The 21,942-nt window shown below is 72.2% G+C and carries 18 protein-coding genes; 9 read left to right on the plus strand and 9 right to left on the minus strand.

Annotated features, from left to right (window positions below; all coding sequences use genetic code 11):
• Nucleotides 1–17 precede the first annotated feature (17 nt).
• Nucleotides 18–728: a permease-like cell division protein FtsX gene (locus Mam01_RS03740; protein WP_204284072.1), complete on the minus strand. Its 711-nt coding sequence runs from the start codon at nucleotides 726–728 to the stop codon at nucleotides 18–20.
• 319 nt (nucleotides 729–1,047) lie between these two features.
• Nucleotides 1,048–3,219, minus strand: coding sequence for a hypothetical protein (locus Mam01_RS03745; RefSeq protein WP_239101013.1), 2,172 nt, complete (start codon nucleotides 3,217–3,219; stop codon nucleotides 1,048–1,050).
• A 277-nt stretch (nucleotides 3,220–3,496) separates the two neighbouring features.
• On the opposite strand from Mam01_RS03745, the gene Mam01_RS03750 reads away from it, so the two are divergent.
• The 6 genes from Mam01_RS03750 (at nucleotide 3,497) to Mam01_RS03775 (ending at nucleotide 12,500) form a co-directional block, all read left to right on the plus strand.
• Entirely contained in the window at nucleotides 3,497–3,844 is a 348-nt protein-coding gene (locus Mam01_RS03750; RefSeq protein ID WP_239101014.1) for a type II toxin-antitoxin system RelE/ParE family toxin, read from the plus strand.
• Nucleotides 3,841–4,173 (plus strand): helix-turn-helix domain-containing protein, encoded by a 333-nt coding sequence (locus Mam01_RS03755; RefSeq protein ID WP_204284074.1) that lies wholly within the window; start codon nucleotides 3,841–3,843, stop codon nucleotides 4,171–4,173. The genes Mam01_RS03750 and Mam01_RS03755 overlap by 4 nt, the downstream gene beginning before the upstream one ends.
• Before the next feature lie 217 nt (nucleotides 4,174–4,390).
• A complete protein-coding gene (locus tag Mam01_RS03760) occupies nucleotides 4,391–6,034 on the plus strand; it encodes a hypothetical protein (RefSeq protein ID WP_239101015.1) in 1,644 nt (547 codons plus the stop codon).
• Between the two features lie 461 nt (nucleotides 6,035–6,495).
• On the plus strand, nucleotides 6,496–8,436 hold the full coding sequence (locus tag Mam01_RS37210) for an LCP family protein (RefSeq protein ID WP_204284075.1): 1,941 nt from the start codon (nucleotides 6,496–6,498) through the stop codon (nucleotides 8,434–8,436).
• Between the two features lie 402 nt (nucleotides 8,437–8,838).
• A complete protein-coding gene (locus tag Mam01_RS03770; RefSeq protein WP_204284076.1) occupies nucleotides 8,839–11,202 on the plus strand; it encodes an acyltransferase family protein in 2,364 nt (787 codons plus the stop codon).
• Nucleotides 11,203–11,288: 86 nt separating this feature from the next.
• Entirely contained in the window at nucleotides 11,289–12,500 is a 1,212-nt protein-coding gene (locus Mam01_RS03775; protein ID WP_204284077.1) for a glycosyltransferase, read from the plus strand.
• On the opposite strand, the gene Mam01_RS03780 is transcribed toward Mam01_RS03775, so the two are convergent.
• Together Mam01_RS03780 and Mam01_RS03785 are read right to left on the minus strand one after the other, a co-directional pair.
• On the minus strand, nucleotides 12,466–13,125 hold the full coding sequence (locus tag Mam01_RS03780) for a hypothetical protein (protein WP_204284078.1): 660 nt from the start codon (nucleotides 13,123–13,125) through the stop codon (nucleotides 12,466–12,468). The genes Mam01_RS03775 and Mam01_RS03780 overlap by 35 nt on opposite strands.
• 10 nt (nucleotides 13,126–13,135) lie before the next feature.
• Nucleotides 13,136–13,486 (minus strand): hypothetical protein, encoded by a 351-nt coding sequence (locus Mam01_RS03785; protein WP_204284079.1) that lies wholly within the window; start codon nucleotides 13,484–13,486, stop codon nucleotides 13,136–13,138.
• Between the two features lie 138 nt (nucleotides 13,487–13,624).
• Between Mam01_RS03785 and Mam01_RS03790 the strand changes: the two genes are divergently transcribed.
• The 3 genes from Mam01_RS03790 (at nucleotide 13,625) to Mam01_RS03800 (ending at nucleotide 17,071) form a co-directional block, all read left to right on the plus strand.
• Nucleotides 13,625–15,610, plus strand: a complete 1,986-nt coding sequence (locus Mam01_RS03790; protein WP_204284080.1) for a sensor histidine kinase — start codon at nucleotides 13,625–13,627, stop codon at nucleotides 15,608–15,610.
• Entirely contained in the window at nucleotides 15,598–16,248 is a 651-nt protein-coding gene (locus Mam01_RS03795; RefSeq protein WP_204284081.1) for a response regulator transcription factor, read from the plus strand. Before Mam01_RS03790 ends, Mam01_RS03795 begins: the two co-directional genes overlap by 13 nt.
• Nucleotides 16,249–16,321: 73 nt before the next feature.
• Entirely contained in the window at nucleotides 16,322–17,071 is a 750-nt protein-coding gene (locus Mam01_RS03800) for an acetoacetate decarboxylase family protein (RefSeq protein WP_204284082.1), read from the plus strand.
• Nucleotides 17,072–17,104: 33 nt separating this feature from the next.
• Here the strand turns inward: Mam01_RS03800 and Mam01_RS03805 are convergent, their stop codons facing one another.
• The 5 genes from Mam01_RS03805 to Mam01_RS03825 form a co-directional block, all read right to left on the minus strand.
• Entirely contained in the window at nucleotides 17,105–18,142 is a 1,038-nt protein-coding gene (locus tag Mam01_RS03805) for an ion transporter (protein WP_204284083.1), read from the minus strand.
• Between the two features lie 139 nt (nucleotides 18,143–18,281).
• A complete protein-coding gene (locus tag Mam01_RS03810) occupies nucleotides 18,282–19,163 on the minus strand; it encodes a glycosyltransferase family 2 protein (protein WP_204284084.1) in 882 nt (293 codons plus the stop codon).
• A 174-nt stretch (nucleotides 19,164–19,337) separates the two neighbouring features.
• A complete protein-coding gene (locus tag Mam01_RS03815; RefSeq protein ID WP_150930479.1) occupies nucleotides 19,338–20,096 on the minus strand; it encodes a CDP-alcohol phosphatidyltransferase family protein in 759 nt (252 codons plus the stop codon).
• Entirely contained in the window at nucleotides 20,074–21,114 is a 1,041-nt protein-coding gene (locus Mam01_RS03820; protein ID WP_191909935.1) for an iron-containing alcohol dehydrogenase family protein, read from the minus strand. The genes Mam01_RS03815 and Mam01_RS03820 overlap by 23 nt, the downstream gene beginning before the upstream one ends.
• 44 nt (nucleotides 21,115–21,158) lie before the next feature.
• Nucleotides 21,159–21,890 (minus strand): phosphocholine cytidylyltransferase family protein, encoded by a 732-nt coding sequence (locus Mam01_RS03825; protein ID WP_204284085.1) that lies wholly within the window; start codon nucleotides 21,888–21,890, stop codon nucleotides 21,159–21,161.
• Nucleotides 21,891–21,942: the final 52 nt, after the last annotated feature.

The raw sequence follows: 21,942 nt of genomic DNA on the forward strand, positions 1-21,942 counted from the left end.
CTTCGCGGGCGCCGCCCTCACAGCCGGTTCCCCTTCGTGGTCACGTCGACCGCTCCCACCTGGAACACCCCGGCCGCGCCGCGCAACGCCCGCTTGACCTCCGACAGCACCGGCGGGGTCGCGAACTTCAGGTAGAAGAACTCGGACCCGGGGACGGGGTCGCTGTCCGGCACGTGCCGGCGATGCCACATCGGAGCCTGGTGCGAGCGGGCCTGGAAATACACCCTCTCCAGCCCCGGGAGATCGTCGACGCGGTCGAGCACGGCGTTCTTCTCCGCGAGGGTGGCCCACCCGCGCCCCTCACAGGGGTCGCCCAGGCCCAGGCCCTCAAACGGCCACTCCTGCGGGCAGAGCTGGATCATCACGTCGGCCTTGCCCGGCCAGTAGTCGTCGCGGATCACGAGCGCATTGGACACCCCGGGCGACGCCGACATGCGGCGGACCAGCGCGGGCCAGTCCCCCGGCCCGATCCGGACGCTGTACTGCTGCCGCATGTCCTCCAGCTCCAGCGTCTCCAGCAGATCGGGCCTGTTCTTGAACATCTTCCGCTCGACCCGCAACTCGTCCGCTCGCGATACGAACTCGATCCTTCCGACCTCTGGCGCCGTCGTGAGCAGCGCACGCACCCTGCGGATCTCCCTCGCTGTGGCGGCCCCGCGCCCCTTACAGGCGGGGAAGACGTCGGCGGGCACACAGAGGAACACCGCCAGTTCTCCCCTCTCGGGCAAGGGAGCGTCCGGGGGAGGCAAGGGGGTGAGCGTGCTCGTGCGCGGCCACGGATCGTCCGGCGGCGGCCACGGCGTGGTGGAAGCGGACGGCGACGGCGAGAGCGAGAGAGCCGGGCGAGACCCCGTAGGCCCCGCGGACCGCGCGGACGTCCCGGCGGTCCCGCAGGACGCCACGGCCAGCGCCGCCAGCGTGACCGCGAGAGCTCGCGTCCCGACGCGCGCGGAGCCACCACGAGCTCGCCACATCCCGAAGGCCGACTCCTCCGTGATCAGGCAGCGCATAGGAGGACATTAACGGCGCAATGCCGCATCTATCGATCTATCCGGCGAGAACGGTCATCCAGACGTCGATGCTCAGCGACCAGGTGCCGTTGGGCGCGTCGGCCAGCGACCGCTCGTCCTGCCGGGTGCGCAGGCTCATCACCCGGCTCGCCGGGCCGTACGCCATGAGCTGTTCGGGCTCGGCCGCGAGCAGCACGGGCACCCGGCCGGTACGCCGGACGGCTCCCGCCAGGCGCACCACATCGGCGGGGCGCGGCACGTCGGAGTCCGGGGGGTAGACGACGCGGGCCGTCGGCAGGCCGCACTGACCCCGCACGACCTGCGTGAGGCGGTCACCGGTGACCCGTTCCACGATCAGCACCGAGGCGTCCTTCGGCAGCGCGCCGCACAGTCCCGCCACCGCCGCGGCCTCGCCCCGGTTGACCGGCGTGAACGCCGTCCCGATCGAGGTGATCGCGGGAGGCACGACCAGCAGCAGCGCTCCCGCCCCGGCGGCCGCCCGCGAGCGCCACGGCCGGCCGGCGAACCACCCGAACGGCCCGGCGGCGCTGCTTCCGGCGGCGAGCCGCTCCCGCAGCCGTCCGGAGAGCCAGCGGAGCCCCCAGACGGCCAGCAGCACCAGCCCGGGGATGACGACCGGCACCAGCCTGCGGGAGGCGAAGGGATGGTCGGGCGTGATCGCGGGACGCCAGAGCGTCGTCACCGTCGTCCATCCGATCACGGCGAGGGGCAGCAGCCAGGCGAACTCACGCCCCCTCACCAGGCGGTGGGCGAGCACCGCCGCCGCGACGGTCGCGAGCACGACGACGGGAACGCCGACGTACCAGAACAGCCAGTCGAGCGAGTGCTCGTAGTACAGCCGTGAGCCGTCGGACGCCAGGCCGTTGGCGATCTGCGTCTTCTCGACGAACTCCGAGGTGAGCCGGTCCTCGGGCGTGACCGCGACGCGCCGCACCGTCTGCACCCACGGCCGTACGGCGAAGCCCGCCATGACCAGCACGACGAGGGCCGCCGCGGCCCCGGGCAGCCACCGGGCACGAGGAACGGACGACCGCGTACGCGACGCGAGCCACGGAGCGAGAGCGGCGCCGACGGCCGTGAGGACCACGACGACGGCGCAGATCGCCAGGAGGGGCGTGAGTGAACCGGACAGATAGGCGAGATAGGGCCGGGCGAGGACGTAGCCATCGGTGAAGCCCCACGTCGCGCCGACGGCCAGGCCCAGCAGGAGGGGTACACCGAGCCGGCCTTCCGCCCTCCGGTTCCCGGTGATCCTGGCGAGCGCGATCAGCACCCCGGCGAGGATCAGGACGGGCAGCACGTCACGCAGGCCGTCGATGCGGACCAGCAGGGCCAGCCCGAACGACAGCCCCGCGAGCGCGGCGGGCACGAAGCCCGGATTCGGCCGCTTCGCGAGCACGGCCGGCTCCGGCTCCGGCTCTGGGCCGTGCGCTGGACCCGGCCCAGGTCCCGGGTTCGGCTCCGAGCGGGACGACGTGGGCCGGAGCCGGGTCCGCGCGTCGAGCAGCAGGTTCATCCCGCCGAACAGCAGGATCAGGGACGGGATCTCGCTGAAGGTGGTCCGGGACGCGTAGAGGACCGGCAGGCCGACCGCGAAGACGAGAGCGGCCAGGGGCGCCGAGCGCGGGCCCGCGAGCCGCGCCGCGGTCCCCGCGACGGTGAGCACCGCGAGCACGCCCAGCACGGGCGGCACGAGCAGCAGGCCGGGCACACCGCCCAGCCAGTGGCCGATCGCGTGGATCATGGGCGGCCCGGCCATGAACTGGGGGACGATCCCGCCGTCGACCAGGTAGAAGCCCATGCTGTCGAAGCGCAGGGCGGGATCGGCGCCGCCGAAGTCGCCCACCGGGATCGGCAGCGACCCGTGCTGGGCCAGCCAGACGGCGTACTGCGCGTATGTCGCCGGATCGCGCCGGACGATCAGCTGCTCGCCGTGCAGCAGCCCGTTGAGGACCCCCGACCCGAGCGCCACGGCGAGGACCGCCGCCGTCGCCCATCGGTGCGCCGCCGCGGCCCCGGGCAGGCGACGCAGGCCGTATGCGCACAGCAGGACGGCCGTCCCGCCGCCGAGCAACGTCATGGGCAGCGGCCGGAACCAGCCGAGCAGCAGCAGCGGCAGCCCGGCGAGCAGCCATCCGCTCAGCGCGAGCGCGGGCACGACGGAGACGGCCGCGAGCACCCTGCCCATTGGTGTCTCCGCCACCCTGCCCATCGGTGTGCCCGCCGCCCTGTCGGCCGCCTCACCCGCCACCCCGTTGGAGAGGCCGCCGGTCGGCAGCCGCGTACGCCCACGACTGTTCGCTGGAATGCAGCCGAGACTATCGGTCACCCCCGGCCCACGCCCTCTCCCAGCCGTTCCCCCACCCCACGCGTCGCCGTCGTCCACAGACACAACCGCGGTGTACAGAGCTGTTGACGCACCGAGTGGCGTAAGTGACTCATGGGAGATCACGCTGCACGCAGAGGTGAACGCCTGGTTCCTCGACGTATGCAAGAACGATCCGGCCACTGCAGAGAAAATCGAGGAAGCGTCGGACGAACTCGCTGTGCAGGGCCCGAAGCTCGGCCGTCCGCTGGTGGATCGGATCCACCATTCTCATGTCCTGCACAACCTCAAAGAGCTACGGCCCCGGGTACCTGGAGAAGCGGAGATCCGCCTGCTGTTCGTCTTCGACCCCACGCGGGAGGCGATCGTGCTCGTCGCCGGCGACAAGGCAGGGGAGTGGAACCGGTGGTATCGCACAGCGATCCCGTTGGCTGAGGCGCGGTACGCCGCATATCGTGCCGAGAAGGAGAAGGAGGAACGAGGATGAGCGAGTTCGTGAAGTGGTCGGACACCAAGGCCAAGATTCGCGAGGTCGCCCCTGATTGGGACTCCCCTGAGCGGGTGGCGGCTCGGGAGGCCGGCCGCGAACAGCTGCGGGCGGAGTTGCGTGGTGCCCAGCTCGCCGAGATGCGTAAGCGCCTGGGCATCTCCCAGAAGCTCCTCGCCGAAAGGATGGGCATTTCTCAGGCACGTGTGTCCCAGATCGAGCACGGTCAGATCGGTGGGCTGGACACGTTGCGCGCTTATGTCGTCGCCTTGGGCGGCACGCTGGACGTTGTGGCCGACTTCGGTGATCACACCGTGAAGGTGGCGTGAGCCAGTCACAGCGACTGGTCGAAAGTCCGAGCCAGGAGAGCACGACGCCGCTCCGCTCCGCTGCGCGCTGGTCCGCGCTGAGGCCCGAGCGCTGTGAGCGACTCCGGTAGCGTACGCCGGAAAGCGGGCAGGGGGGCGAGTGCAGGTGTCGGACAGCGGGGGCGGGACTCCCGTGCGGGGGCGGCCCTTCGGCGAACCGCTCCTCGGCGGAGCGGGCGTGAGCGAGGCGTTCTGGGGTGAAGAGCTTCCGGGGCGGGGTGGGCGGCTCCGGCGCTGGGGGCGCGCGCGGCTGGCTCCTCGGAATCCGGTGCGTCCGGTGGTCTGGGCGCGCGAGGACCTGCCGGGATGGGCGCGCCGGCACCGGTGGTTTCTCGGGGTGCTCGGGCTGGGGACGCTGCTGCGGCTGGTGACCGTGCTCGGCTACCGGCCCGCGCTGTGGTTCCCCGACTCCTACACGTACGTGGTCACCGCCATGCGGCCGAGGCCGGACCTCGTCCGCCCGGCGGGCTATTCGATGTTCCTGCGGCTGTTCGAGGCGTTCCACAGCTTCGCCCTGGTGGTGACCGTCCAGCACGTGCTGGGGCTGCTCACCGGCGTGATGGTCTACGTCACCGTTCTGCGGCGCGGAAGCCGCGCGTGGGCCGCCGTCCTGGCCTGTGTGCCGGTGCTGCTCGACGCCTACCAGATCGAGCTGGAGCACCTGCTCGTCTCCGATTCGCTGTTCACGTTCCTGCTGGTCGCGGCGGTGTGCCTGGCGATGCGCCGGCCGCTGACGGCGCGTGCGTCCGCCGCGCTCGGCCTCCTGCTGGCCGCCGCCACGCTGACCAGGACCATCGGGCTCCCGCTGATCGCCGTCTTCGCGTTGTTCCTGCTCGCGTACGGCATGCGGCGAGCGGGCGCCGCGACGGAAACCACGGCGGAAGCGATGGCGGAGAGCAAAGGCACGGTACGGCCGGGCAGGGTGGTGGCCGCGGTCGTCCTGCCCTTCCTGGTGACCGCGCTCGTGCCGGTCGCCGCGTACGCCGGCTGGTTCTACGCGACCCACCAGCGGTTCGGGATCATCGGCTCGAACGGCGTCTTCCTCTACGCCCGGACGATGTCGTTCGCCGACTGCGCGGTGATGGACCCGCCGGCCGACCTCGCCGTGCTGTGCGATCCCCGGCCGCCCGCGGCCCGCCCGGTGTCCCAGGAGTACATCTGGGACGCCGCCTCACCCCTGGTCCGGCTGCCCGGCATCACGTTCACCAAGGAGACCGACACGCTGGCCGGGAGGTTCGCCTCGCTCGCGATCCGCAGCCAGCCGCTCGACTACCTCCGTACGACACTGATCGAACTGGGCCGGTCCTTCACGCCCGGGCGGCCCGTCTACCCGGACGCCGACACCTACGGCTACTACCGCTTCCCGGCGACCGTGCCGCCGCCGCCCGGCCGGTATCCCGCCCTGGTGGGCAAGGAGTTCGCCCGGCGCTACGAGCAGGGGTCGCTCACGGTCCGCATCGCCGAGCCGCTCGCGGGCTGGATGCGCGGCTACCAGCGGGTGGCGTGGCTGCCCGGGGCGGCGCTGCTGGCCGTCCTCCTGGTGCCGCCCGCCGCGTGGGCGGCGAGGAGGATGACAGCGGCCCGAAGGGATCCGGGAACGCCGGCGCCCGGCGGCTGGCTGCTCGGCTGGACGACGGCCTGGGCGCTGCTGCTCGTTCCCGCCGCGACGGCGCAGTTCGACTACCGCTACGCGCTGCCCGCGGTGCCGCTCGCCTGCCTGGCCGCCGCGCTGGCCGTCACACAGTCGGCCACACACGCGGCGACGCGCACCACCACACGGGCCGCCGCACCGGTGTCGGAAGGCCGCCACGAGGGTGCCTGAGCGCCCATTCCGTTGGGGCCCAGCCAGGGTGATGCGACCTGGACGAATGGCGTGAAGAACACCAAGTCGGGGTAAAGACAAACTGATTCTCATACCCAAAATGTCGGTGTTTAGTATGCTCTGGCCCTGGATCAAGGGGGCAGTGGCGCGGCGCATGCCGGGCCTGGATCCTCCCAATCGTGGCGCCCGCAGGCGCTCCCGTGACCTACGCTCGGAGCGCGCCCCGTGATCGCCAGGCAAGGAGGACAAGTGTGCGAGCGAAACGTTGACCCTGTCGGCCTCTCGCCCACTCGTCCCGCCGCTTCCTGGGCGGGCCCGCGGTGAGCGAGCGCAGGCGCGTCACCCCGCCCGCCGGGCCTCCTCCCGCCTCCGCTGACCAGAGGGTCTGGGGTCACTCCGACGACGGCTCGTACGGCGGCGCCTTCCAGCCGCCGGCGCGTGGCGGCAGAGGAGCGGCCCCCGTGCCCGCAGGCTACGCCGACCTGCCGGCCGACCCCGCGGGCTACGCGGACATGCCGCGCGGACGCAGGCAGCAGCCGGGCGACCTCCCTCCCGGCCCGCCAGAGGGCGGCCGGGGACGCCGCCGCTCCGGCCAGCGCCCCGAGCCGGGTCACGAGCCGGGCTACGGACCCGCTTACGGGCCGGGTGACGAGGCCCGCTTCGACCCCACCCGCGAGGCCCGCCGCCCCGCCGGCGACGGCCACGAGAGCGAGCCGCCCCGGCGGCGGGGCCGCAGGCGCGGCGACGAGGAGACCGCTTACGGCGTCTCCCCCGCCGGACCAGGCGGACCGGCCGTACCCGGCGAACCCGCCGGTCGCCGGCGGCGCGAGCCCGGCGGCGACCGCGGGCGCGGCGAGTCCGGCGGCGACCGCGGACGTCGCGCCTCGGGTGGCGGCGACGGCCTGCCTCCGGACGACGAGCCGCCCTCCCGGCGCGGATCGGGTGGCGGCCGGTCGCGCCTGAGCGTCGGCGGCTGGATCAGCATCGCGCTGACCTGCGTGCTGGTGATCGGCACGCTGACGGCCTACAAGGTCTACCGGAGCACGCTCGGCCTGATCAACAGGGGCGCGTCCACCGACGAACTCGACAAGAACCGTCCCGTGAGCCCGACCGGTGCGATCAACGTGCTGCTCGTCGGCTCGGACACCCGTGCCGGTGACAACAAGAGGTACGGCCAGCACCTGGTCAACGACGGCGAGCGCACCGACACGATCATGCTGCTGCACGTGTCGCCCAACCGGGACGCGGCGACGCTGCTGAGCTTCCCCCGCGACTCGATGGTGCTGATCCCCGCCTGCTACTCCCGCAACAAGACGCTGATCCCCGCGCACACGGGGATGATCAACTCCGCGTTCTCCGACGGCGGGATGATCTGCACCCGCCGCACGATCGAGAGCCTCACCAACATCCGCATCGACCACTTCATGAAGGTGGACTTCACCGGCTTCAAGAACATCGTGAACGCGCTCGGCGGCATCCAGATCTGCCTGCCGCAGGCGGTCAACGACAAGAACTCGAAGCTCACGCTCCCCGCCGGCAAGCAGGTCGTGATGGGCGAGGCCGCGCTGGGCTACGTACGGCTGCGCCACATCGGCGACGGCAGCGACATCTCCCGGATCAAGCGCCAGCAGGTCTTCATCTCCCAGGTGGTGAAGAAGGCGACCAGCAGCGCGCTGCTCAGGGACGTCGGCAAGCTGCAGAAGTTCATCGCGGCCGCGGCCCGGTCCGTCACGATGGACGACGCGCTCAACACCGAGGAGCTCATCAAGATCGCGACGAGTGCCCAGAAGCTCTCGGCCAAGGGCTTCAAGGCCACCACGGTCCCGTGGGAGCCGTACTCGGCCGACAAGAACCGCGTGCAGTGGAAGCAGCCGGCCGCCGACAACCTGTTCCGGGCCATCGCGAACGACACCGAGGTGACGCCCACCGCCTCCGCGAGCCCGGCCGCGTCCGCCGCCGCCTCGCCGAGCGGCCCTGTGATCACCAAGCCGCAGCAGGTCAAGGTTCAGGTGTTCAACGGCACCAACACGTCCGGCCTCGCCAAGGAGGTCGCCGAGGAGCTCACCGGGCTCGGCTTCAACGTCGTCGGGGTCGGCGACGCGAAGAAGCCCGACGGCAGCGACCAGCCCAAGACCATGGTCCGCTACACCGGCCAGGGCTGGAACTACTCCAAGATCCTGATCAGCAAGCTGCTCAACCCCGTCTCCCCGGAGACGGGCAAGGCGGCGACAGGTCCGGTCCAGCCGTTCACCCCGGCGTCGCCGCCGCCGGACGCGCCCAAGGGCCGGGTGCGCGGGCCGATCGTCCAGCTGGTGATCGGCGCCGACTGGAAGGGCGTGCGGATTCCCCTCCAGGTCGGGGACAACGCGGTCACCGCCGACACCGACATCTGCTCCAGCTAGACGCGTCGCCGGGGGCCGGACGGGACGGATACACCTGGCTTACGTCCGGCCCCCGAGGCGACAGAGGTGTCCAAGAACGTTAGGGTGGTGATCTGGCGAACGCGCCCCTGTTCGCCCGTTCGGCTGATGCGCCGGGGCGCCTTCGCCAGGGAGTGTCTGACAAATGCTGTCCGTCGCGAGCGGGGATCCAGGTGGATGCATCGCAAGGCGGAGGAGGAGGTCGGAGCGGAGCCTCCGGCCGACGACGACAACGCAGCGAGGCGCCGCCTGGGCCACGCGCAGCAGGGCATGATTTGTCAGACACGACCTAGTGTCCGAAAGGACGCGGTGACACGCCTCGGGTGCCCCTGGAGCGTGGCCGTCCCCCGAGCCTCCCCCGACAGATAGCTGAGCGTTTCTCCCGTGAGTGACACCCGCCGTCATCCCCCGGTTCCCGGTTCCCCGCCAGGCGTCGACGCCGACGCCGAAGAGGCTCCCACCGGAGTGATAGGCCGCATCACCGGAGACTGGCCCGCTCCGGACGGCGGTCCGGCCCGCCGGGAGCCGTCGGCCACGGGCGCTCCGGTGCGCGAACCCCACGCGGACCAGCCCGGCGCGCCGGCTCACGGCCGCCACGAGGGCACCGCCCCGGATCCGGCCGCGGAGAGCGACCCCGGTCTGCCCGTGCGCGGACGCCACGAGGACGGCCGGCCGGGCGACGCGACGCCGCAGGCGCAGGCCCCGGCAGGCGGGGCGGCTCCCGCGGGCCAGGCGCCGTACGAGAAGCAGCCCCTGCCCGTACGTACGCCGCGCAGGCCGGGGGCCGCCCGGCTGGGCGCGCCGCCCGAGTCCGCGCCCTCCGCCCCGGGATTCGACTACTTCTCCGCCGGTCGGGGGCAGACCGGTCCCGGCCGGGGACCGAACGGGCCGGGCAGGCGGCCCCTGGCGTCCGGCCCGGACGCTCCCACGCCCGTCCCCGGCGGCACCCCCGCCTTCCCCGCCCCGGCATTCGGCGGCGGCGAAACCGAGTCCTTCGGAACGCCACCGTCCTTCCCCGCTCCCGCCTTCGGCGGCGGCGGAACCGACGTGTTGGGGACACCGCCGAACCCCACCGCTCCACCGCCCGCCTTCCCCGCCCCGGCATTCGGGGGCGGCGGAACCGATGTCTTCGGAACGCCGCCGAACCCGGCCGCTGCACCGCCCGCCTTCCCCACTCCGGCCTTCGGCGGTCCCGAGGCCGGTCCCGACATGTCCGTGAACCCGTTCCTGGACACCCCGCCGACCGGCACCGCCGCGCTCTCCTCGCCTCCGGACGATCCCTTCGGCGTCCCGCCCTACTCGCAGCGGACCGCGTCCGCTGGTCGCGGCGAACGGCCGTTCCCGGACGACGACCCGCCCACCGCCTTCCAGGCGCCGATCACCGACTTCACGGCCCCTCCCCCGCCCCCTGGAGGAGCGGCCTCGCACGCCGCGCCCGCCGCCTTCCAGGCCGCGCCCGTGCCGGAGGCCCCGGCGGCCCCCGCGTGGCCCGGCCCGGAGGGCGACCCCGGCCAGTGGGACCCCTGGCGGCGCGCCCAGGACGACGGTGTGCCGGACCCCCGCCCGACGGGCCCGCTCGGCAGGCCGCTGCGCGCTCCGCTGCCCGCCTGGGCCGAGGCGCCCAGCCGGTCCGCCGACCCGTTCGGCGATCCGTTCGCCCGGCGTACGGACCGGCAGGACGGGATGGAGGGCGGCGACCCCGGGCAGGAGCCCGAGCAGGAGCCCGCGCCCCGGGCCAGGAAGCCGCGCGATCCCTACCTGGACAACGTGAAGTTCGTCGGCATCGCCCTGGTGCCGATCGGGCACGCGCTGGTCCCGACGCTCGCGGCCGACTCGTCCCGGGCGGCGTACCTGTTCATCTACGTCTTCCACATGCCGCTGTTCGTCATCATCAGCGGCTACCTGTCCAGGAACTTCTGGAACTCCAACGCGAAGACCAACAAGCTGGTCGACACGTTCCTCGTGCCGTACGTGATCGTCGAGGTGGGCTACGCCCTGCTGCGCACCGCCTTCGGGCACAAGTTCAGCATCACGATCATGGACCCGGCGTGGTTGAACTGGTATCTGCTGGCGCTGCTCTTCTGGCGGCTGTCCACACCCGTGTGGAAGCGCATGCGCTATCCGTTCGTGATCTCGGTCGCGGTGTATCTCTTCGCCGGGTTCTCCGAACTGACCGGTGACTTCAGCATGGACCGGTTCTTCGGCCTGCTGCCGTTCTTCGTGCTCGGCCTCGTGCTCAAGCCGGAGGTCTTCGACTTCCTCAAGCAGCGCTGGGTGCGGGCGCTGTCGGTGGTCGTCCTGCTCGGCGCGGCGGGCGTGGCCGTCTTCCTCGTGACGAACTACTCGATCAAGCTCGGCCCGATCTACTACAAGAACAGCTTCAAGGACCTCCACCTGGTGTGGTGGAAGGGCATGGCCCTGCGCACGGGCCTGCTCGTGGCCGCGCTGGCCATGTCGGCGGCCGTGATGTCGCTGGTCCCCCGGCGGCAGACGTGGTTCACCGACCTCGGCACCCGCACGCTCTACTGCTACCTGCTGCACGGCGTGCCCGTCATGATCGCCAAGGAGATGGGCTGGCTCAGCGTGCCCTGGCTGTACGGCCCCCTCGGGGTGGCGGCCATCGTGTGCTCGTGCTTCGCCCTGGCCATCGTGCTGTGCCTGCCGGTGACCCGCACCGCGTTCAAGTGGCTGCTGGAGCCCCGCCTCACCTGGCTCTACCGCAGACCGAGCGCGCAGGCGACGAAATAGCGCCCGCACGGGAAGTTCAACCGCATTTCGGGGAGCATTCACCCGAGGCATCCGGTCATTTCGGACTGCGCGGCCAGCCTCCCTGTATGAGGGTATGTGTCGCCACGACCGTGCATCACCCGGAGGACGCGCGGATCACCCACCGGCAGATCCGGGCGCTGCTCGACGCGGGACACGAGGTGACCTTCGTCGCGCCGTTCACCCACTGCAACGTGACGCCGTCGCAGGGGATCCGGGCCGTCGACGTGCCCCGGGCGGTGGGCCTGCACCGGAGCAGGGCGCTGCGGGCGTCCTCCTCGGCCCTGCGCAGGGCCTCCCGGGACGCCGACCTGCTGCTCGTGCACGACATCGAGCTGCTGCTCACCCTGCCGCGCAGAAGGCCGCCCACGGTCTGGGACGTCCACGAGGACACGATCGCCGCGCTGGACACCAAGTCGTACCTTCCGGGGCCGCTGCGCGGCGTCCTGCCGCCGCTGATCCGGGCGATCGAGAGCCGGGCCGAGCGCCGCCTCCACCTGATCCTCGCCGAGGAGGCCTACCGTGCGCGCTTCCCCGGGCCGCACCCCGTCGTGCCCAACCACACGTACGTGCCGCCGACGCCGCCTCCGCCGCCCGGCGACTCCCGCGTCGTCTACGTCGGGCACATCTCCGCGGCGCGGGGCGCCGCCGAGATGATCGAGGTCGCCCGGCGGCTGCGCCCGTACGGCATCCGCCTGGACCTGATCGGGCCGGCCGACGCCGCGGTCCGCCCGATGCTGCGCGACGCGCAGCGCGAGGGCGTGCTCGACTGGTTCGGGTACGTCCCCAACCGGCACGCGCTGCGGATGGCCGAGGGCGCCCTGGCCGGGCTGTCCCTCCTGCACGACCTGCCGAACTACCGGCAGTCGACGCCCACGAAGATCATCGAGTACATGGCGCGCGGCATCCCCGTCGTGACGACCCCGCTGCCGAACGCCGCGTCCCTGGTCGGACGGGTCGACTGCGGCACGATCGTCCCCTTCGGCGAGGCCGGGCCGGACGCCGGGGCGGTCACCGACCCGGCGTCCGAGTCGGCGTCCGACACGGTGACCGACGCGGTCGTCCGGGCGGTGCTGCGGCTGCGCGACGACCCCAACCGGCGGGCCGCGATGGGCACCCGGGGGTACGTCGAGGCGCTCAACCACTACCACTGGCCCGCGGTGGCCGGGGAGTTCGTCGCCCTGCTGGAGCGGTGGGCCGAGGCCCCCGGCCCCGCTCCCCGGCCCGGCTCGACGCGTCCGCGGATCACCGGGACGCGGCCAGCAGGCGCGTACCGGTGACGGCCAGGCCGACGGCCTGGGCGAGCGCACCGGCGACCTCGAACCACTCGGTGCCGGCCACGAGCCCGATCACGTGCAGCGGCGGCCACGCGATGACCCCGGCGGCGGCCCACAGCGGCACCACACGGGCGTGGAGCAGGGCCAGCCCGAGCAGCAGCGTGCCGACGAGGTTGCCGAGCGCGAAGAGCAGGAACACCCAGATGCCCGTCGGGTCGCTCTGGGCGCCGTCGACGACCGCCGCGTAATCGGCGACACGGTCCCCGCGTTCCGCCATGACGATGTCGGTGATCCCCGCGAACGCGACCGCGAAGTAGCAGATGTACCCGCCTGCCACGAGGGTCGCGCCGAGGGCCCCGAGCCTGCGGCTCCGGTCGTCGATGAGGCGCCTGGCGCCGAGGGCGGCCGGAACCATGAGCAGGCTTCCCAGCATGGCGGCGACGGTGCTGAGGCGGTACAGGCCGGGATTGGCCGCCACGAGGGCGAGCGTGTTCGCCCCGGTGCTGTCGTCTCCTCCAGCGCGGGTGGCCCAGGCGTAGGCGCCGTTCGCGACGACGAAGCCCCACGGCGCGGTGAACAGTGCCAGGGCGAGCGGCAGATGACGAGTGTGCGGCGGAGCCGTTTCCATGGATTCTCCTTCAGGCGTGGGAACGCAGCGCCGGGGCGAGAAACGCCACGCAGACGAGGGTGAGCACGATCCCGGTCGCGGCCACCGCGATCGCCGGCGCCGGAACCCCTTCGGCGAAAAACGCCGGCACGGCGCTGAGCGCCGACAGCAGCCGGGTGACGATCACGGCGACCACCCCGGCGCGGCTGCCGCGCCAGGCCGGCACGACGCCGATCACGGTGATCAGACCGAGTACGCCGCCGGCGAGTGCCACCGCGAACGGCGGGTGCTCACCGTCGCCCAACGGCACCGAGATCACGTCGCTGAGACCGAACAGGCCGGCCAGGACCAGGCCGATGATGAGGGGAACGGAGCGTTTCATGCGCTTCTCCTGAGCTGCGGGATGCCGATGTCCGCAGTGTGGGCGCGCCGGCCCCGCCGGCGGATCCGGGCCGCCCCTGGACCGGTCTCCGTGCTGGCACGTATTCACCCCGGCCGCCCCGCGGCCTACGGTGTGCTCGTGGCACTCCCCCGTCTGCTCGCGTACGTAGCCGCGATGCTGGTGTGCGCGCTGATGGGCGTCGCGGTGGTGCCGGCCGTCGCCGGTGACGGAACGGTGGCGCAGGACGGCACGGCGCTCGTGGCCGGCATCGCGCTCGCCCTGCCCTCCGTCGTGCTCGGCGTGCTGGTCGCCACCCGGCGTCCGCGCAGCGTGGTGGGCCTGCTGCTGGTGCTGGCCGGCGCGACGACCGTACGCCTGGGGGTCGGTGAGTCGTACGCGAGCCTGGCCGCGCGGCGGCCGGGGCTGTTGACCGAGGTCTACGCGGCGCTGTCGCAGGGCGACTGGATGTTCCTGTACGTGCCTGCGGCGCTGCTCATGCTCGTCTTCCCCGACGGCAGGCTGCCGGGGCGGCGCTGGCGCTGGGCCGTCGCCGGGCTGCTGGTCGTACCCGTGCTGTTCATGCTGATCGCGGCATGCGTCTCCGATGTGTATCCACCGCCGTTCGAGAACACGCCACACCTGCTGCGGCCTCCGCAGGCGTATCCGCCGGTGCTGGAGATCGTGGGCGTCGCGCTGCTGCCGGTCTTCCTCGGGCTGCTGATCGCGTCGGCGTCGGCGATGGTCATCCGTTACCGGCGGGCGGCCGACGAGATCAGCCGGGCGCGGCTCAAGTGGTTCGCCCTCGGCGCCGGTTTCCTGCCGTTCGCGCTGCTGTCGTGCTGGGCCGGCTACCTGCTTTTCGACAGGCCCGACCTGGTGGTGTTCGGCCTGGTGGCGACGGCCGTGTCGGTCCCGGTGGCGACCGCGATCGCGATGCTGCGTCACGACCTCTACGACGTCGACCGGGCGATCAGCGCCGCCGTCACCTACGGCCTGGTCACCACGATCCTGCTGGCCTTCTACACGGCCGCCTCGTTCCTCGTCGGCCTCGGCGCCGGGCGCGACTCACCCGTCGCGGCGGCCGCCGCCACCGCCGTCTGCGCCGCCGCACTGGCCCCGCTGCGGGTCCGGCTCCAGCGCCGGGTGGACCGCCGGCTCTACCCTGCCCGGCAGGCCGTGCTGACCGCCATCGCGCACCTGCGCGACCGTGTGCACGCCGGACAGGCGCGGCCGGAGGAGCTTGAGGCGGCGCTGCGCGACGCGCTGCGCGACCGGGCGTTCCGCGTCGGCTACCGGGTGCCGGGCGCCACCGGTCTGGTCGACGCGACCGGCGCTCCCGTCGATCCCGGCGACGCCCCCGTGACGCCCGTACGGCTCGGCGGCCACGAGATCGGCGCGATCGTACGCGGTCGGGCCGGGAGCCGGGAGCTGCTGCGCGAGGCGGCCGACGCGAGCGCGCTGCTGATCGAGGTGGTGCGGCTGCGGATCGAGGTGAGCCGGGCGCTCGAGGAGGCCGAGGCCAGCCGGACCCGGCTGCTGCACGCCGGTTACGAGGAGCGGCGGCGGCTCGAACGCGACCTGCACGACGGCGCCCAGCAGCGCCTGGTGTCCCTCGGCATGGCGATCCGGCTCGCCCAGCGCCACCTCGGCGACGACACGGCCGACGTCGGCGCCCTGCTGGACGCGTGGGTGGCCGAGCTGGCCGTCGCGGTCACCGAGCTGCGGCAGATCGCGCACGGCCTGCGTCCGAGCAGCCTCGACGACGGCCTCGGCAACGCGCTGGTCACGCTCGCGGGCAAGGTCCCGGTGCCCGTGGCGCTCGACGTTTCCGCCGACGACCTGCCCGACGACGTGGCGATGACCGCCTACTACGTGGCGAGCGAGGCGATGACGAACGCCGTCAAGCACGCCGCCCCCGCCGCCATCGGCGTCCGCGTCGGCCGCGTCGGCGACCGGGTCACCGTACGGATCAGCGACGACGGGCGGGGCGGTGCCGAGATGCGGCCGGGCGCGGGGCTGGCGGGCCTGGCCGACCGGGTCCGGGCGTCGGGCGGCGCGCTGCGGCTGTCCAGCCCGGAGGGCGGCGGAACGACGGTGGAGGCGGTGCTGCCGTGCGCGTCGTGATCGGTGAGGACTCCGCCCTGTTCAGGGAGGGGCTGGCCCGGCTGCTCGCGGACGCCGGGCACGAGGTCGTGGCCAAGGCCCAGGACGCCCCCGGGCTGGTCGTCGCCGTCGACACCGCCGCAGATCCCGACCTGGTCATCGCCGACATCCGGATGCCGCCCGACCACACCGACGACGGCGCGCGGGCGGCCCGCCGGATCCGCGACGCCCACCCCGGCCTCGGCATCGTCCTGCTCTCCCAGCACGTCGAGACCCGGCACTCCGTCGAGCTGGTGTCCCGCGGCGGGTTCGGCTACCTGCTCAAGGACCGGGTCTTCGACGTCGACGACTTCCTCGACACGCTGCGCCGGGTGGCGGCCGGTGGCTCCGCCCTCGACCCCGAGGTCGTCTCGCGTCTCATCGGCGTACGCCGGGCCGCCGACCCCCTCGCGTCCCTCAGCGCGCGTGAGCGCGAGGTGCTCGCGCTGATGGCCGAGGGCCGTACGAACGTCGGCATCGCCCGGCGGCTCTACCTGACCGACCGTACGGTGGAGACCCACGTCAGCTCGATCCTCGCCAAACTCGGCCTGCCCGGCTCGGAGGAGGACCACCGCCGCGTGCTGGCCGTCCTGCTCTACCTCAACCGCTCCCGGACCTGACGGGTGGCAGGTCTGGGACAACCTTGCCGCCGTACGACTGTCCTCCGGCGGCCGGGCTTGCTGTACTGGAACCATGGCAAGCCATGTCGTACAGGGGCGCCGGGTCGAGATGCCGGTGGAGGTCCGCGACGCCTCGATGTGCCTCGCCGCCTATCTGGTGCGGGCCGACGCCGCCCGTGCGGTCCTCGCGTACTCGGGGATGGACGTCACCGAGGTGCTGCCCGGCAAGGCCCTGTGCATGCTGGCGTTCGTCCGCTACCGCGACTCCGACCTCGGCTCCTACGACGAGTTCGGCGTGATGTTCCTCGTACGGCCGGCCGGCGCGGGCGCCCCGCCGAGGCGGGGGCTGCTCGCCGGTCTCAAGGACCTGCGCGGGGCGGGATCGGGCGCCTTCGTCCACTGGCTCCCGGTCGACCAGGGCTTCACGCTGGAGGCGGGCAGGAGCATCTGGGGCTTCCCGAAGGAACTGGCCGACGTCGACCTGCGGCTCGGCTCGCCGTACAAGCGGTGCGTGCTGCGCAGGGACGGCCGGATGGTCGTCGACCTGCTGATCAGGCCGGGGATGCCAGCCGCCCCCGCGCCGCTGGTCGGCGGGTCCGTCCCGGTGCCGGACGCCTACACCCATCTGGACGGGGTGACCCGGCGTGTCTCCTGGGCCGCCCGGGCCAGGGGGATCCGGTGGCGGCCGGGCGGCGCGCTCGTCCGGCTCGGCAACCATCCGATCGCCAAGGAGCTGAGCGAGCTGGGGCTGCCCCGGCGCGCCCTGCTGACGGTCACCGCCGAGCGCGTGTCGATGACGTTCGAGGAGCCGCGACAGGCGTGACGCCCGGTTTGGGACCGGCCCGGGGTCGGCGCATCACGGGTCCCGGCGGCAGGAGCAGAGCTCCTCTTCCGGTGGGTCGCCGGGCTCCACGGCCTCGGGCTCGGTGGCGAGCCCGCCGCGAGCGGCGTCGGCGGCTGCCGCACGATGGGCCTCGACGGGTTCCGCACGAGGGGCCTTTCCCAAGGCCGCACGAGCAGCCTCTCCCGGGGCCGTACGAGGAGCATCGCCGGGGGCCTCTCTGGGTTCCGCGCGAGCGGGGTCGGCGGAGGCGGGCAGGGCGGCCGCCAGCCGGTCGATCTTCTCGTTCAGCGCCCGGATCTCGTTCATCACCGCCGTGTGCTGCTCCAGCTCCAGCGCCTGGTCCTCCTCCCACCGCGCGGCGTTGACCTCCGCCTCCATCGCCGAGACGATCACGCCGATGAGGAGGTTGAGGACGAAGAACGCCGTGATCACGATGAAGGTGGCGAAGAAGACCCAGGCCATCGGCTCCTTGGCCATCACGTCCTCGGCGACCTGCGGCCAGTTCTCGACCGTGAGCACGGTGAACATGGTGAACAGCGAGGTCCCGAGGTCCCCGAAGTACTGCGGGGCCGCCTCGCGGAAGAGCTGTTCGCCGATCACGGCCGCCATGTAGAGCGACAGCAGCAGGAGGACCAGCGCCGAGGTCAGCCCGGGAATCGCGGTGAACAGCGCGGAGACGACCCGCCGCATGCCCGGCACCACGGAGATCAGCCGCAGGACGCGCAAGAACCGGAAGAGCCGCAGGATCGACAGCGACTCCGAGGCCGGCACGAGGGCGGCGGTCACGATGATCAGGTCGAACCAGTTCCAGGGGTCGCGGAAGAACGCCTTCCCGTGCGCGGAGATCCGGGCGAGGATCTCGACGACGAAGATCGCGATGATGACCCGGTCGACCACGAGGAAGGCCGTGGAGTGGCGGTCGGCCAGTTCGGGCGACGTCTCCAGCCCGAGCGTCACCGCGTTCAGCGCGATGACGGCGATGACCACCCGCTGGAAGGCCGGCGTGTCGACGAGGACGCGGAGTCGTTCGCGATGAGCCGGCAATCCCACACCCCAGAAGATCAGACGAGAACAATCGCCCGAAATCCTATAGTTCGCTGCTGGATGTGGTTCCTGAGGACGTATATCCCGTCCTGGCCGATGTGCACGATCATTAGACCACCCGTACGGAGTGGTCGTGAGCGCGGTTTCAGACGATGGGAGGGCGGCCGAGGCGGAGCATGCGCCAGGCGGTGCGCCAGGCCATCGGACGGCGCTCGCCCGCCGGCTCCCGAAGCCCTTCGACGAACCCGCCGAACCACGCCTTGACGGCGGGCAGCGACCGCTCCCGCACGAGCGTGAGCACCATCCAGTTGAGCAGGTAGAGCGTGGCGAGCGGCCACGGCAGGTTGCGGCGGGCCAGCCACACCCGGTTGCGGGCGTTCAGGCGGTAGAAGTCCGTGTGCCGGCTCGGCAGCACCAGCGGGTGGTACATCACCGTCTCGGCGTCGTACTCGATGCGGTAGCCCTCGCCGAGCAGCCGCCAGGCCAGGTCGGTCTCCTCGTGGGCGTAGAAGAACCGCTCGGGCAACCCGCCGACCTGGAGGAACGCCGACTTGCGGATGGCGCAGGCGCCGCCCAGGAAGGTCGTCACCGGGGAGGAGCGCTCGGGGTCGCCGGCCCGCAGGCGGGGCACGTGGCGCCGCTGCACCAGGCCGCCCTCGGGGTCCATCACCCGGAAGGAGATCACCGCGAGGTCGGGCTCGTGCGTGAACCGCTCGCGGACGTGCGCGGCCACCTTGGTGTTGGCGTACCAGCCGTCGTCGTCGAGGAACAGGACGATGTCGCCGGAGCACTCCTGGACGCCCCGGTTGCGCCCCTCGGGAATGCCCGCGTTGTGCTCCAGCCGGACCGTCTTGATCGTCGCCGAGGTGCCCAGCGGCGGCGCGGTGGTCAGCTCCGGGACGTCCGCGCCGTTTCCGACGACGACCACCTCGATGTCGCCGTCGGTCTGCGTGAGCGCGGACTCCACCGCCCGGTCGAGCTCGGCGATCCTGTTGCCCATGGTGAGGATGACACAGGAGATCTTCACCGCGTCATCGCCTCGACGCGGGGCGCACTGCACACGACTTCATGTTCACCGAGTCTGTATGGCCGGGCGATCCGGGAGCTGCCTGGTTTACCGTGGCACAAGGGTATCGGAACTGCCACCAAACACCCACCCAACCGCGGATGTACGAGCGATCGGCACGCCGCGCCGCCCCCGTCACGACAGCCGCCGGGACGCGAGGATGCTGACCAGGTGCAGCACGAGCTGGACCACCGCGATGACGAGGCAGGCGACCATGAGGATCCGCGTGGCGGAGAACCAGTTGTCGAGCACCGCCGCGGCCACGACGATCAGCGACAGCTCGACAGCCTGGATCACCCGGTGGAACCGCAGCGCCGCCGCCGCCCGGCGGGCCAGCGCGAGCCGCGGCGAGGCGAACTGCTGCGCCGCCGCCTCGGTGGTCGCCACCAGGCCGGACCGGGCGCGGGCCACGTCGACCAGGTCGGTCTCCGACTTGATCAGGATCGCGCCCAGCGCCGCCGCCACGCCCATGACCGTGTACCAGTCGGGCAGCGTCTCCGACGCCCGGAAGCCCAGGCCGATCAGCAGCGCCGCCTCGGCGAAGTAGTGCCCGACCCGGTCGAGGTAGACCCCGGTGATCGAGGTGCGGCCGGTCCAGCGGGCCAGCTCGCCGTCCGAGCAGTCGAGCAGCAGGTAGACCTGGATCAGCAGGGCCGCGGCCAGCGCCGCCCAGAGCCCGGGCAGGGCGAGGACGGCGCCCGCCGCCACCCCACACAGGATCATCAGGCCGGTGACCTGGTTGGGGGTGATGGGCGTCTTGGCCAGCAGCCAGGTGGCGTAGATGGACAGCCGCCGCATGTACAGCAGGCCTGCCCAGTGCTCGCCGCTGCGGCGGTCCATGGTGGTCTGCGGCTGGGCGACCGCGCGAAGCTCAGCTACCGACGGCGCGGACATAGTCCTCAACTCTCGCCCGGACCTCGGGCTCCGACAGCCGGAGGTGCTCAAGGATGGTGTAGCGGCCGGGCCGGGTGCTGGGGGCCAGCATCACCGCGGCCGTGAACTGGTCGGTCGTCAGGCCGACGTCGCCGGGCACGACCGGCAGGCCGTGCCGTCTGAGGCAGTCGGTCACCTGGCCGAGCCGGTGCGCGTCCTCCCGGAGGAAGTAGCAGAACGCCGCGCCGATGCCGGCCAGCTCACCGTGGTTGGAGGTGCCGGGGAAAAGCTGGTCCACGGCATGAAGGATCTCATGATCGCCGCCACTCGCCGGACGACTTGACCCGGCGATGACCATCGACATGCCCGAAAGGATCAGCGCCTCGGCGAGCACGGTCAGGAACGCGTCCGACTCGATCGAGTCCTGCCTGCCCAGGACGGCCTCGGCGGACGTACGCGACATCGAGATCGCGAGGCCGTCGATGGGCTCGCCGCGTTCGACGTTGCCGAGCTGCCAGTCGTCGATCGCCGACAGGTTGCTGAGCACGTCGCCGATCCCGGACCGGACGAGCGAGGGCGGGGCGTCGTGGACGAACTCCAGGTCCACCATGATCGCCAGTGGCATGGGCACCCCGAAGGAGCCCTTGCCCCCTTCGTACACGAGGGAGGCGACCGGGGAGCAGATCCCGTCGTGGGAGAGGTTGGTGGCCACCGCGACCATCGGGATGCCCGCCAGGGACGCGGCGTACTTGGTGGCGTCGATGGTCCTGCCGCCGCCGACGCCGATCACCGCCTCGTAGTTGCCCTTGCGCAGGTCGGCGCCGAGCGACACGGCCGCGTCGACCGTGCCGTCCGCCACCCGCAGCACCTTGGCCTCACCGAGCGAGGGCGCGATGACCTCGGCGATCCGGTCGCCCTGCCCCACTCCGACCGCGACCGCGACCCGGCCGGAGGTGGCCACCCTGCTGTCGGCCAGCAGGGTGCCGAGCTGCGCGATCGCGCCCCGCCGCACCTCCATCGTGAGGGGGGCGGGGAGCATCCTTGCCAGAATCGGCATGCGAACTCCTCAGAAGGCCGCGCGGCTCAGTAACGGCACGCGATCTCACGGGCCTTCGCCAGGTCGTCGTGGTTGTCCACCTCGACCCAGTCGACCTTCCCGATCGGCGCCACGGAGATGGTCTCCCCGCGCCGGACCATCTCCTGGTAGCCGTCCTCGTAGTAGAGCTGGGGGTCCCGCTCGAAGGTGGCCCGCAACGCGTCGGCGAGCCGCTCGGCCGCGCCGGGCCGGATCAGCGTGGCGCCGATGTACTCGCCGTACGCCTCGGCGGGGTCCATCAGCTTGGTGATCCGCTTGAGCCGGCCGTCCTCCAGTGTGACCTTCATCTCCTCCTCGGCCAGGGACTTCACGTCGTCCACGGCGAGCAGGATGTCGGAGGTGTCCTCGGCGGCGAGGAGAGTCTGCTCCACCGAGACCGGGTGGACGGTGTCGCCGTTGACCAGCAGCGCGCCCCGCGAGAAGTGGTCACGCGCGCACCACAGCGAGTAGGCGTTGTTCCACTCCTCGGCCTTGTCGTTGTGCACCAGCGTCAGCGACACGCCGTGGCGGCGCTCCAGGTCGGCCTGGCGCTCCTGTACGGCCTGGGCCTGGTAGCCGACGATGACCACGACCTCGCGCAGGTCCACGGCCGCCAGGTTGCGCAGGGCGATGTCGAGGATCGTGGTCTCACCGTCGACCGGCACCAGCGCCTTGGGCAGCGTGTCGGTGTACGGCCGCAGGCGACGTCCGGCTCCGGCGGCCAGCACCATTCCGAGCAATTTCCCGCACTCCTTGAGGTCGAGCGTCAGACAGTAAACCCAAAGGTTAGTT

This window comes from Microbispora amethystogenes (assembly GCF_016863015.1).
Lineage (GTDB): Bacteria > Actinomycetota > Actinomycetes > Streptosporangiales > Streptosporangiaceae > Microbispora > Microbispora amethystogenes.

Coding starts and splice junctions, on each gene's coding strand:
- Mam01_RS03745 (WP_239101013.1), bottom strand. CDS start 3,219: ATGGGCAGGGTGCTCGCGGCCGTCTCCGTCGTGCCCGCGCTCGCGCTG.
- Mam01_RS03755 (WP_204284074.1), top strand. CDS start 3,841: ATGAGCGAGTTCGTGAAGTGGTCGGACACCAAGGCCAAGATTCGCGAG.
- Mam01_RS03775 (WP_204284077.1), top strand. CDS start 11,289: ATGAGGGTATGTGTCGCCACGACCGTGCATCACCCGGAGGACGCGCGG.
- Mam01_RS03780 (WP_204284078.1), bottom strand. CDS start 13,125: ATGGAAACGGCTCCGCCGCACACTCGTCATCTGCCGCTCGCCCTGGCA.
- Mam01_RS03785 (WP_204284079.1), bottom strand. CDS start 13,486: ATGAAACGCTCCGTTCCCCTCATCATCGGCCTGGTCCTGGCCGGCCTG.
- Mam01_RS03800 (WP_204284082.1), top strand. CDS start 16,322: ATGGCAAGCCATGTCGTACAGGGGCGCCGGGTCGAGATGCCGGTGGAG.
- Mam01_RS03815 (WP_150930479.1), bottom strand. CDS start 20,096: ATGTCCGCGCCGTCGGTAGCTGAGCTTCGCGCGGTCGCCCAGCCGCAG.
- Mam01_RS03820 (WP_191909935.1), bottom strand. CDS start 21,114: ATGCTCCCCGCCCCCCTCACGATGGAGGTGCGGCGGGGCGCGATCGCG.